Annotated in this window: 10 protein-coding genes; all 10 read left to right on the forward strand. The window is 34.3% G+C overall.

The genetic code is table 11. The annotated features are described in order from the left end of the window. The first annotated feature begins 18 nt into the window (after positions 1–18). The 10 genes from B5F18_RS06975 (at position 19) to B5F18_RS07020 (ending at position 12,427) form a co-directional block, all read left to right on the forward strand. Entirely contained in the window at positions 19–1,083 is a 1,065-nt protein-coding gene (locus B5F18_RS06975) for an EpsG family protein (protein WP_087156957.1), read from the forward strand. 50 nt (positions 1,084–1,133) lie between these two features. Further along, positions 1,134–2,558 (forward strand): lipopolysaccharide biosynthesis protein, encoded by a 1,425-nt coding sequence (locus B5F18_RS06980; protein WP_087156958.1) that lies wholly within the window; start codon positions 1,134–1,136, stop codon positions 2,556–2,558. Continuing rightward, positions 2,558–3,631 (forward strand): glycosyltransferase, encoded by a 1,074-nt coding sequence (locus tag B5F18_RS06985; RefSeq protein ID WP_087156959.1) that lies wholly within the window; start codon positions 2,558–2,560, stop codon positions 3,629–3,631. The genes B5F18_RS06980 and B5F18_RS06985 overlap by 1 nt, the downstream gene beginning before the upstream one ends. 2 nt (positions 3,632–3,633) lie before the next feature. Next, positions 3,634–4,356: a 2-C-methyl-D-erythritol 4-phosphate cytidylyltransferase gene (gene ispD, locus B5F18_RS06990; RefSeq protein WP_087156960.1), complete on the forward strand. Its 723-nt coding sequence runs from the start codon at positions 3,634–3,636 to the stop codon at positions 4,354–4,356. Between the two features lie 19 nt (positions 4,357–4,375). Then, positions 4,376–5,434: an NAD-dependent epimerase/dehydratase family protein gene (locus B5F18_RS06995; protein ID WP_087156961.1), complete on the forward strand. Its 1,059-nt coding sequence runs from the start codon at positions 4,376–4,378 to the stop codon at positions 5,432–5,434. A 14-nt stretch (positions 5,435–5,448) separates the two neighbouring features. Next, complete coding sequence (locus B5F18_RS07000; RefSeq protein ID WP_087156962.1) at positions 5,449–6,384, forward strand: glycosyltransferase; 936 nt, start codon at positions 5,449–5,451, stop codon at positions 6,382–6,384. A 63-nt stretch (positions 6,385–6,447) separates the two neighbouring features. Beyond that, positions 6,448–8,628: a GH25 family lysozyme gene (locus tag B5F18_RS07005; RefSeq protein ID WP_087156963.1), complete on the forward strand. Its 2,181-nt coding sequence runs from the start codon at positions 6,448–6,450 to the stop codon at positions 8,626–8,628. Between the two features lie 98 nt (positions 8,629–8,726). After that, on the forward strand, positions 8,727–9,782 hold the full coding sequence (locus tag B5F18_RS07010) for an LCP family protein (protein WP_087156964.1): 1,056 nt from the start codon (positions 8,727–8,729) through the stop codon (positions 9,780–9,782). A 23-nt stretch (positions 9,783–9,805) separates the two neighbouring features. Further along, positions 9,806–10,852 carry an acyltransferase gene (locus tag B5F18_RS07015; RefSeq protein WP_087156965.1) on the forward strand — a complete coding sequence of 349 codons (1,047 nt, stop codon included), beginning with the start codon at positions 9,806–9,808 and terminating at the stop codon, positions 10,850–10,852. Positions 10,853–10,963: 111 nt separating this feature from the next. Next, positions 10,964–12,427, forward strand: a complete 1,464-nt coding sequence (locus tag B5F18_RS07020; protein ID WP_087156966.1) for a cohesin domain-containing protein — start codon at positions 10,964–10,966, stop codon at positions 12,425–12,427. Positions 12,428–12,564: the final 137 nt, after the last annotated feature.

Genomic DNA, 12,564 nt, shown 5'->3' on the forward strand with positions numbered 1-12,564 from the left:
AAACAAGGCGGGAGAAAAATGTCAGTTTTAGTATATAGCGTTACAATGATTTTAACAGTAATAGGCGCATATTTATGGGACAATTACAAAAAAAAAGAAAGAATTCAAGTAAAGGAAAAATGTTTGGAAACCGTCTTTGTAGTATTAACTTTTTTACCGATGTATTTGGTTAATGCTAGTGCTTATTATACTGGAGGAGATTATGCTACATATGTTCAATATTTTCAAAAGATAAGACTAGGAATTGATATAGATACAGATATTGCATACTATTTGATTAATCGTTTTGTTATTGCGATAGGCGGTGAATTTCAATTAGTCTATTTTATTGTTTGTTTTATTGGATATGGTCTATTGCTTTTATGTGTTAAAAAATTTTCGGATAATTATGCTCTAACTTTATTTTTATATTTTGCATATGCATATTTTTTTCGATTTGGTATGAATTTGATAAGACAATTTATTGCAGTAATGTTAGTATTTTTGGCATATGAATATATTGAAAAACGAAAATTGATTTTATTTACTATATTGATAATTTTGGCCACTTCTTTTCATTTTTCTGCAATTATTATTTGGCCATTTTATTTTATATTAAATCGAAAGTTAAAATTATCATTTTTTTTAATGATTGCAATGGTATGTATTCCTTTTAATTTTAAATTTCAAGAAATAATGACGTTTTTGTTTGCTAAATTCAAACCATCGTATCTAACAAGTAACTATATTACACGTACTTTTTCGTGGGATATTGCTTTTATTTTATGCCATATTATAGCGCTTGGAATTGTATTTTTGTATTATGATTATTTGCAGACCAATATAAAAAATAGAATTATGATAAATGCTCTATATATAGGAATTATCATTTCTACATTAGCGTGTTGGTTACCTGAATATAAACGATTTGCATATTATTTTTTGTTTCCGGAAATTTGTTTAATAGCAAATGCGTTACAAGTCGAAAAGCGAAACAAAATAAAAATAGGTATATTGATAATACTGTCTTTAATTTTGCTTTTCCATTTAACTAGAGCTTTGCCTATATGGGAAGTGTTCCCGTATAAAAGTATTTTTCAATAAACTATATAAATTAAGTTGAAACATTAAAATAGATTTGGAGTTTGTATGAAATGAAAAATAGCAAAACAATTAAAAATTTGTCTTATTCAGTATTGGCAAATGGAACAAATACATTAGTATCTATGATTCTAGTTTTATTTGTTCCCAAAATTTTAGGGGTAACAGAATATTCATATTGGCAATTATATTTGTTCTATTCATCGTATGTCGGTTTTTTTCACCTTGGATGGGCTGATGGAGTTTATTTGAAATTTGGCGGTAAAAAATATGAAAGTTTAGATAAGACATATTTTAATACGCAATTTTGGTTGTTAACTTTTTGCGAAATAATATTAGCTATAATTATCGGGGGATGGGCCTATATGTTTGTCCCTAATACAGATAAGCAAGTTGTATTTAGTGCCTTTGCACTTTGCTGTATTTTGCAAATTCCGCGTACATTTTTACAGTATTTATTGCAAACAACAAATCGAATTGTAGATTATGCGAAAAATTATTTGCTCGAAAAAATTATTTATGCAGTTTTAGTAATTGTATTGTTGATGATAGGAATGAGAGAATTTAAAGTTTTAGTTGGCGCAGATTTAATTGCTCGAACTGTAACGCTCATTTTATTGTCTTTAGAATGCAAAGACATAGTGTTTCGGCCTATTAAGAATGCCTTAAAAGGTTTTAAAGAAGCTTGGGATAATATTACCGTAGGAATAAAATTGATGTTTGCAAATATTGCAAGCAATCTTTTATTAGGAGTTGTTAGGTGGGCAATTCAAAATCACTGGTCTGTAGAAATCTTTGGAAGAGTATCTTTAAGTATTACAGCATCTAATCTATTGATGACTTTTATAGGTGCTGTCAGTATAGTCTTATATCCAATGTTAAAGAATATTTCCGAAGAAAAATATTCAGAAGTGTATATAAAAATGAGAAATATGTTGATGATACCAGTATTGGGTTTGCTTGTAGTGTATTATCCTGCGAAAGTAATTCTTTCCTGGTGGTTGCCGCAATATGCGGAGAGTTTACGTTATATGGCTTTATTGTTTCCGATGTGTGTATTTGAAAGTAAAATGACCATGTTGATAAATACATATCTTAAAGCATTACGGAAGGAAAAAGTCATTATGCAGATAAATTGGATAGCTGTAATAGTGACAATAGTAACAACTGCGATTTCGGTATATATTGTTGATAATCTGACGTTAGCTATAGTATCACTGCCGATTCTGATGGGAATCAGATCATGTATTGGTGAAATCATTCTAGCAAAGGAAATTTCTATATCTATAAAAAAAGATATGATTGTTGAATGGATATTAACATTTATATTTATTTGCACAGGATGGTTTTTGCAGTCTTGGATGACTACTGTAATTTATGCATTTGCATATATAGTATATCTCATTTGGAAAAAGAAGGATGTATTAATGTATTTAGAGATTATTAAACATGAGTTATTAAAGAGAAGGAATGGATAATGAAACAAGAGAAAATAAAAGTTAGTTTAATAGTTCCTGTGTATAATGCACAAGAATATTTATCAGAAACATTAGAGTGTATTGTTAATCAAACTTTAAAAGAAATAGAAATAATTTTGGTTGATGATGGTTCAAAAGATAATAGCGGAAAAATATGTGATGAATATTCTAAAAAAGATCAGAGAATAAGGGTATTTCATCAAGAAAATCATGGAATGTGTGCCTCAAGAAATTTTGGTATATCAATTGCAGAGGGAGAGTATATAGCTTTTGCCGATAATGATGATTTATTAGACAAAGATTTTTTGAAAGATAACTATGAACTGGCTGTAAAAACAAATGCAGATTTAGTTAAATTTGGTAGAAAAACAATTTATATCAATGAAAAAGGTGAAAAACGGGGAGAAGAAACCAGAAAATTTGAAAAAATAATTATAGATAGAAACCATATTAAAAAGAAGTATTTTGAAATTCAAAAAACAGGGGCGTTAAATGGAGTTTGGGACGGTTTATATAAAAAGAAAATGCTACAAGAATGTGGCATAAAGTTTCATGAGGAATTTAGGTATGGATTTGAAGATGCGTTGTTTTGTAGAGAAATTATGCCTTATGTAAATAAAATAGTATTTAATGATAAGGTTTATTACTATCATTACATAAGAGAGACATATAGCGCATCTGCCAAGTTTAATGATAGTGCACTTGATAAATATAAAAATGCATGTGAATTGGAAATGAAAGTGTGGGAAAAACTAGGAATCGATAGAGAAGAGAACGGAGATAAAGAGTTAGAAATAGCCAATGAGTATTTGGTACCAATACTTTTTATGTTGACTGATAAATCTTGTAGATATACATGGAAAAGAAAAAAGGATTATTTGAATAAGCTTCAAAATTATGAAGGATTTCAATTTGAATTAACGAAAGAAAAAGTAAAAAAAATGAAAATAAAAAATAGAAATCAGAGTATTATCATAAAGATGTTTCAAAATCGAAAATATACATTGATTCTTTATATTGCAAAAGTTTATAAATACCTAATTGATAGAAAATTAAAAAGAGGTGTAAGGTGATTATGGAAAATGTGGCGGTAATCTTTGCTGGAGGAATTGGGAGAAGAATGAATAGTAAGGCTTTGCCAAAACAGTTTTTGAAACTGTATGGTAAAGAAATTATCATTTATACATTGGAACATTTTCAACATCATGAGAACATAAGCAAAATAGTAGTTTCGTGTGTAGAAGAATGGATTGATTTTTTAAAAGAATTAGTTGAAAAATATAATCTTACAAAGGTTGTGAAGATTGTTCCAGGAGGAAAAACAGGCCAAGATTCAATATATGCAGGCATTGTGGCTGCACAAGAGGTGAGTGATGAAGATGCAATTGTGTTGATTCATGATGGAGTGCGACCGTTGATCAATGCTCAACTTATATCTGACTGTATAAATACAGTAAAAGAAAAAGGAAATGCAATTACGGTAACACCGGCAATTGAGACGATTGTAAGTGCAAACGAAGATAATAAGATTGTATCTATTACTGACAGATCAGAATGTATGTTGGCGAGGGCTCCTCAATGCTTTAAACTGAAGGATATTTTACAGATGCATAAAAGAGCTCTAGAGGAAGAAAAGCATGATTTTATAGATTCAGCATCATTAATGAAAAATTATGGGACTACATTATATGCGGTTGAAGGACCTGTCGAGAATATAAAAATCACAACTCCAATGGATTTCTATACATTCAAAGCATTATGTGAAGCAAGGGAGAATTCTCAATTATTTGGAATATAGAGTGGGAAAGAGGAAAATTATGAACTTAAATAAAGTTATAGTAAGTGATTTCGCCGAAGTTTTAGCAGACAGTGACATGAAAGCGTTTGAAAATAGTACGATAATGGTTACAGGTGCAACAGGAATGATAGGGTCTTTGTTGATTAAATTTTTGTTGTATTATAATGAGCTGACACTTTCTCATATTAAGATTATTGGGGTGGCAAGAGATAGTCAAAAAGCGCAGAAGATTTATGGAGACTGCTTAAATGATTCTTGCTTTACTCTGTTATATAAAGATATAACAGAGCCGATTGATATAGAATCAAATCTTGATTATATATTTCATACGGCAAGTGCGACTAATTCTAAGTTTTTTGTAACTCATCCTGCGGAAACCATGGATACTATGTATATTGGAACTAAAAATATTTTAGAATTAGCAAGAAAGAAATCGCTCAAAAGTATGATTTATCTTTCATCTATGGAGATGTATGGAAAACCAGATGCTGAATTGGAGTATGTAAAAGAGGAAAATTTAGGTTATATTGATATTTTGAATGTAAGAAGCAGTTATTCAGAAGGAAAACGTATTAGTGAATGTTTGTGTGCAGCGTATTGCCATCAATTTCAAGTTCCAGTCAAAATTGCTAGATTAGCTCAGACTTTCGGAGCAGGAGTATTGGAAAATGATAATCGAGTATACGCACAGTTTGCCAGAAGTGTTATTGAAGGTAAAGATATTGTTTTGCATACGAATGGAAAATCATGGGGCAATTACTGTTACACAAGTGATTTGATAAAAGCGTTAATACTATTGAATATTAAAGGGAATAATGGTGAAGCGTACAATATTTGTAATGAAGAAAATACACGAATGATTGTTGAAATGGCGGAACTTGTTGTTAGAAAGTTCGGAAATGATCAAGTTAAGTTAGTATTTGATATTCCGGAAGATAATTTGAAATATGGATATGCCCCGGAAGTAAAGATGAGATTGAGTTCACAAAAATTAAGGGGAATTGGCTGGAATCCACAAGTAAAGCTTGAGGAAATGTATAGAAGAATGATTCAATATATGAAGTTAGAGTTTGTGTAAGGAGTGTATGGCTTATGAAAAGGGAAGTGATTTCAGTCGTTCTTTGCTGTTATAATGGGGAGAAATATATAGAAGAACAGATGGAATCATTGAAAAATCAAACTAGACAACCAGATGAGGTTTTGATTTTTGATGATTGCTCTACTGATAAAACAGTCGAAATTATAAAGAAATATATTGCTGCAAATCAGTTGAAAACATGGAGTATAACTGTAAATGAAAACAATAAGGGTTGGAAGACGAATTTCATAGATGGTCTAAAAAAAGCAAAAGGAGAAATAATATTTCCATGTGATCAAGATGATATTTGGTATTTGGACAAGATAGAAAAGATGGCTGGCATTTTGGAGAATAATGAAAATATTTTGCTCCTTGCTGGAAATTATGAAGCCTTTTATGAGGGCGATAACTATCAAAAAGTAGATAGAGTATTTAAGAAAAATATTCAAAATGATGAAAATATTTATAAAATGGAGGCGAATGAAAAAGGTGTTTATATCTTGAGTCCAGGGTGTGTTATGGGTATTAGAAAAGAACTCCTTGACATTTCGTTAAAATATATGTTTCCAGAGTATCCGCATGATGCACTTTTGTGGAGAAATGCAATGTTTCTGGACGGATTATATCGTTATGATAGAAACGTAATTCGTTTTAGAAGACATGGCGAAAATGCTTCGGATAAAAAACAACATCAAAAAGACCAAAAACTGGAAAGCATCAGATACTATATAAAAGTTTGCGATAAATTACTGCAACTGGTTATAGATCGTCATGATGAAAAGAAGGAAAGGATTCTAGATAATACAAAAAAATTTTGGGAATTAAGAGAGAATTTTTATGAAACTCGATCTATTATTTTGGGAATCAGGCTATTGCTTTTTTATCACACATATTATCTAACGTGGAAAGCATCTGTAGGAGATTTGTATATTGTATTAAGAAATAAATAAATTAGATATTGAAATATGCAGAAGGATAAATGGTTTATTTGCATAATCAAGGGGTAGAAGAAAATGAAAAGAGTAATGATTAGTCTTATAACAATAGCCTTGGTTTTAACAAATTGTGTGGTGAGTTTTGCTGCAACAATAAATGAAACTGAAGTTGTGGGAGAAAATCAAGTATTTAGTGAAGAAAAAGTGAAAGACAATGATGGAGAAAGCAATCGATTACAAACTCAGCAGGAGGGGGAAGAAGACTCTCAAAATGCAAGTTTAAAAACTAGTGAAAAAAAGAATCAAATTGGTTACAATGCTCATGTTCAAGACATTGGTTGGCAAGGGTGGAAACAAGAAGGACAGATAGCTGGTACAACTGGTCAAAAAAAGCGTCTCGAAGCTATTCAAATACAAATACAAAACTTAAAGTATTCAGGTAATATTCTATATAGAACTCATATTCAGAATATTGGGTGGCAGAGTTGGAAAGAAAATGGAGAAATATCTGGTACAACTGGAGAAAAGCTACAGATAGAGGCGATTGAAATTAAACTGACAGACGAATTGGCGGAAAAATATGATCTATACTATAGGGTACACAGTCGAGAGTTTGGCTGGTTAGGATGGGCTCGAAATGGGGAAACGGCAGGTACAATCGGATATGCTTACAGAGTAGAGGCAATAGAGATAAAATTAGTTGATAAAAACCAGTTTATACCTGAAAATGATAAAGAATCAAGCAAGATTTCGTTTATCAGTTATCAGACACATGTACAGGATATAGGAAATCAACCATATGTTTTAGATGGCGCAGTAGCTGGTACAACGGGAAAGAAACTTCGAGTAGAAGCGATACGTATCAAATTAAAAAATTTGCCTGATAGCGCTGTTGATTATAGAGTACATATTCAAGACCAGGGTTGGCAAGAGTGGAAAAAGAATAACGAACTGGCTGGGACGACAGGCGAGAAAAAGCAAATAGAAGCAATAGAGATAAAACTGAACGGAGAAGCAGCACAAAAGTATGATATATACTATCGAGCTCATTGCCAAGAGTTCGGATGGTTGGATTGGGCGAAGAATGGTGAAACAGCAGGCACAGCAGGATATGGTTATAGAATGGAAGCAATCCAGATTCAGCTTGTAGAAAAGGGTGCAAGTGTGTTCCCGGAGGAAGGAGTGGCTTTTAAAGAAAAACTTGTTAAATATCAGGTTTATATTCAAGGCAGTGGTAGTCAAAATGTTGTATCAGATGGACAAGTAGCAGGAACAGAAGGAAAAAATCTGCGTATGGAAGGAATTAAAATTGCACTATCCTCCTTACCAGGAAGTTATGTGACATATCGTAGCTATATTCAAGACGAAGGCTGGCAGGATTGGAAATCCAATATGCAATTATCCGGAACAACAGGTCAATCTAAAGGAATTGAAGTAATCCAAATTCAGCTATCAGGATCCGCTGCATCTGAATATGATATTTATTATCGTGTCCATGTCGCAAATTTAGGCTGGCTTGGATGGACGAAAAATGGAGAAAAAGCGGGGTCGAGATTTTATAATTCCTCAATCGAGGCTATTCAAATCCAAATGTTAAAAAAGGGAGATCATTCTATTGCGATTGGAGAAGCCTATAAAGAAGGAATTCAAAATGGAATTGATGTTTCGGAATATAATGGAAATATTAACTGGAGTAAGGTGAAAAATTCAGGAATATCATTTGCTATGCTTAGATGTGTGAAAGGATCAAATCCAAACTCTATTTCAGTAGATGCAAAGTTCAACCAAAATATAAAGGGAGCATCCGACAATGGGATTTCCGTGGGTGTATATCGATACAGTTATGCAGACACGGCATCAGAAACAAGAAAAGAGGCCATGGCAGTGGTGAATGCAATCCAGAATAGTGGATACCGGATTCAGTATCCAATTGCATATGATATTGAAGATGAGAATGTGCAGGGAGATTTATCAAAAGCACAGCTTACTGAAATTATTAAAATTTTTAAAGGAATTGTGGAAAACCACGGATATAAATTTATGATCTATGCCAATAAAAATTGGCTGGATAATAAAATTGATATGAAGAGCTTTGAGGATGAAGATGTATGGATTGCCAGATACCGTGACTACACACCTTCTTTGGGACACGGATATACGGGGGCCGGAAATGTGACGATTTGGCAATATTCTGATAGAGGTACAGTGCCGGGGATTCAAGGAGCTGTTGATATGAACATTGGTTACAAAGAATATTAATTGAGGACATTCAGGGGCTTGACTAAGGACACATATCCAAAGTTTAGCCCCTGTTTTGGTAGAAGTCACTAAAATTTTGAGAAGGAGCTGTTACCAAGATGAAAAGAAAAAGGAGACATAAAAAAAGAGCACTGGTTCTTATTGTCGAGATTATCCTTCTGGTGATGCTTGCAGGAACCATGTTTGTTATGGCAAAGTATGACAAATTTCAGAAAATTGCCGTAAATGAAGAGGATATCGAAACAAATGATGGCATGAAAAAAGAAGGATATACCACTGTCGCCCTGTTTGGAGGAGATTCCCGTGACGGACAGCTTGAGGCGGGAACACATGCGGATACAATCATGGTTGCGGCTTTAAATAATAAGACAAAAGAAATACGGCTCGTATCTGTGTACAGGGATACTCTTACCAGACAGGCAGATGGATCTTTAAAAAAGGCGAATAATGCGTACTTTAGCGGAGGACCTACAGAGGCTATCAATCTGCTGAACAGAAATTTTGATTTGGATGTGGAGGATTATGTCACGGTTGATTTTAAGGCACTTGCTGATACCGTAGATCTTATAGGAGGAATTGAGCTATCCCCGACCCAGGAGGAAGTGGATTGTATGAATGAATATCTGAAGGAGACTGCCAATGTTGCAGGAAAAGAGGCAAATTTTGTAGAGAGAGCGGGACAGCAGACGTTTGACGGGGTACAGGCAGTGACTTATGCACGAATTCGAAAGATTGCAGGCGGCGATTATAAAAGGGCGGAAAGACAGCGTCTTGTTCTCGAAAAAATATTTGAAAAAATAAAGGGACTGAGTATCACAAGACTCAATGAATTGATTGATACGATCTTGCCTAGTGTGTCTACGAGTTTTTCATTAACGGAATTGATTGGTCTTGCATCACAGGCACCAAAATATCAACTGGGAGAAATGCAAGGATTCCCATATCGGACAGTGGACAAGACAATGGAAGACACAGGAAGTATAGTCGTCCCGACAGGGGTCTTGGATAATGTAGAAGATCTCCACAAATTTTTGTATCCGGATGAGACTTATGAGGTTTCGCAGACAGTGCAGGACATTGCTTTGGAGATTGAAAATTATACCGGAATTACGAAGGATGACTATGATGAGGGGGAAGTGATCCTTAGTGAATAAATGTAAGATGAGAGGGAATATTAATGACCGAGACGAGAAAAAGGGCACACTTTTTATATATTGATTGTCTGAATGTAACAGCATGTTTTTGTGTCATCTGGATGCATTGTAATGGACTCGTACATTCATTTGCGAATTCTGTAGTGTGGAAAGAGAGTTTGATTGTTGAAACAATTGCATATTGGGCAGTTCCAGTGTTTTTTATGATTACAGGGGCAACATTAATGGACTATCGTGATAGATACAGTACTGTTACTTATTTGAAAAAAAGAATAGAAAAGACGGTACTGCCGTTTGTGATATGGAGTATCATAAACATCCTTTACAAGTCATGGAGGGGCGACCTGGATTTGAGTACATTAAATCCCAAGACTTTTTTTGATATGTTCATAAACACAAAATTTGAGGCGGTTTATTGGTTTTTTATCCCGCTATTTGCTGTATATTTAAGTATTCCTGTTCTCTCGTTACTGAAAAAGAACAAAAAGATTTTGATATATACAGTTGTGTTAGGATTACTTACATATTCTTTTTTGCCAACAATGTTTGCTATTCTGAGAGTACCTTATAATTCTGCATTGTCTTTTCCCATTACAGGAGGATATATACTATTTGTCTTGATAGGATTTTTACTGGCAGATACAAATATTGAACAAAAATATCGGATTTTATTTTATGTACTAGCGGTATTTGGAATTTTGGTTCGATATTGTTCGACATATATTTGGTCAATAAGAAGTGGGGTATTAAACAAAACTTTTTGGGGCTATCTAAATTTTCCGTCTGTCTTTTTGGCTTGTGGTGTCTTTGTAGCATTTAAGTATTTTCCGTGGAACAAATTGCTTGAAAAATATGAAACAATTAAAAAAATCTTAGAAAAAGTTTCAGGAGCAAGTTTTGGAATTTACTTAGTACACATTATGGTAATGAATCAGATAATTGAATGGTTGAATGTAGATATAGCAAGAAGAGCATGGAGAATAGGAGGAGCTATTATTGTTTATTTGATATCGTTAATAATAGTATTGATGATGAAAAAGATTCCTATTTTAAAAAGGATAGTTCCTTAAAGCACACTTTTTTGAATTTTTCACGTAATTATGGACAATAATAAGAAAAACGTGTATGATAGGGAAAGGTTCACTTTTATTAAAAAACAAAGGAAGGAAGAAGAAATACATATGAAAGTTTTGAAACGATTATCAGCTGTTTTATTAACTTTATGTCTGATGTTGTCTCTGGTGCCTGCGATAGACACCTATGCAGCGGACGGGTCCATTGTTTTTTCTGATCCGGAGACAAAGGTCGGAGAAAATGTAGAAGTAAAAGGTGTCATCCGTACCACAGGAGGAGCAGCCATCGGTGATGCGGATATTACGATGAATTACGACAGCTCTGCGCTGGAGTTCGTGTCCGGAGACAATGTCCGTACCGAACGTGCAGGAGAGATTGTTTATTCGGGGAAAGGTACCGGCGAGGAGACGGAATTGTCATTTATGATGACGTTTAAAGTGCTCAAAGAAGGACAGTCCCAGATCACGATTGCGGATTACACGGCTTATCTCTATTCTGACGAGACATTGACATGCCAGGAGGGAACGTCCACTGTCACGGCAAAACCGGGAGACGGAACAGCATCCGGTGAAAACCAGACAGCAGCTGCAGGATCTGCTGTCACAGTAAACGGTGCGCAGTATACGATTTCCGGAAATTTTTCGGATTCTGATATTCCTACGGGATTTTCCAAAGCAGAGATGACATATGAAAACAGCACAGTACCTGCAGTAAAGCAGGATACAAGCGAGCAGTATGCAGTATACCTTGTTGATCAGGAAAACAAAGGTAAGTTCTTCCTTTACGATCCGGAAGGAAAGGATGAGAAGTTTTATCCGCTGGCGCAGGTGATTGTTTCAGAGAGGACAAACCTGATATTTTTACAGAATGACGGCAGCGTAAAATTGCCGGAACAGTATGAAGAGACAACAATGAAAATTGACGATATGACTTTCCCGGCATGGCAGAACACAAAAGAAGACGGGATCTTTCTTCTATATGCATTGAACAATAACGGACAAAAAGCATTGTACCAGTACGACAATAATGAAGATACTTATCAGAGATTTACGGACACAGCAAGTCAGGCTGCCGTAAAACAGGAGACAAAGGTAGGAAAGCTGGAGACTTTGATGAGAAATTATCCGATCCAGGTGATGATTTCCGTTGCAATTGCCTTTTTTGTACTTCTTGTCATTATCATTATTTTAGCTGTCAAATTGCGGCACCGCAATCTGGAGCTGGACGAGCTTTACGATGAGTACCATATCGATGAAGACGATGATTCGGGAGAAAAATCATTGGACGGAGCGTATCCGGAAGAAGAGGAAGATTACGGCGAAGACGAGCCGACCGATGTATTCTCCGACGAATATGACGATGATTTTGATGAATATGACCTTGAGGATCAGGCTGCATATGCGGATGAATCAGATGATATTCTAAAGTCAAAATACGAGGACGAGTATGAAGAGTACGAAGATTTGGATGGAGACAGTGATTATGAATATGACAGTGATGATTATCATGACTATCACAAATCCAAAAAGGATTCGGAAAACTTCAATGTTGATTTTATTGATTTGGATTAATGGGAAGGGTGTGAGAGCACCCTTCTTTTTTATTTTATAGGAAATTTCGATTTTGGATAAGGGGAAAAAGAATCCCTGCCGATCGAACACATGTTAAATCAACAGGGGAATGGACATGACAATAGGACGATGGTTAG

It is taken from the genome of Lachnoclostridium sp. An181, from assembly GCF_002160325.1.
Lineage (GTDB): Bacteria > Bacillota > Clostridia > Lachnospirales > Lachnospiraceae > An181.

Bases quoted from the DNA above. Each gene is read 5' to 3' on its own strand.
- B5F18_RS06975 (WP_087156957.1), top strand. From the start codon at position 19: ATGTCAGTTTTAGTATATAGCGTTACAATGATTTTAACAGTAATAGGC.
- B5F18_RS06980 (WP_087156958.1), top strand. From the start codon at position 1,134: ATGAAAAATAGCAAAACAATTAAAAATTTGTCTTATTCAGTATTGGCA.
- B5F18_RS06985 (WP_087156959.1), top strand. From the start codon at position 2,558: ATGAAACAAGAGAAAATAAAAGTTAGTTTAATAGTTCCTGTGTATAAT.
- ispD (WP_087156960.1), top strand. From the start codon at position 3,634: ATGGAAAATGTGGCGGTAATCTTTGCTGGAGGAATTGGGAGAAGAATG.
- B5F18_RS06995 (WP_087156961.1), top strand. From the start codon at position 4,376: ATGAACTTAAATAAAGTTATAGTAAGTGATTTCGCCGAAGTTTTAGCA.
- B5F18_RS07000 (WP_087156962.1), top strand. From the start codon at position 5,449: ATGAAAAGGGAAGTGATTTCAGTCGTTCTTTGCTGTTATAATGGGGAG.
- B5F18_RS07005 (WP_087156963.1), top strand. From the start codon at position 6,448: ATGAAAAGAGTAATGATTAGTCTTATAACAATAGCCTTGGTTTTAACA.
- B5F18_RS07010 (WP_087156964.1), top strand. From the start codon at position 8,727: ATGAAAAGAAAAAGGAGACATAAAAAAAGAGCACTGGTTCTTATTGTC.
- B5F18_RS07015 (WP_087156965.1), top strand. From the start codon at position 9,806: ATGACCGAGACGAGAAAAAGGGCACACTTTTTATATATTGATTGTCTG.
- B5F18_RS07020 (WP_087156966.1), top strand. From the start codon at position 10,964: ATGAAAGTTTTGAAACGATTATCAGCTGTTTTATTAACTTTATGTCTG.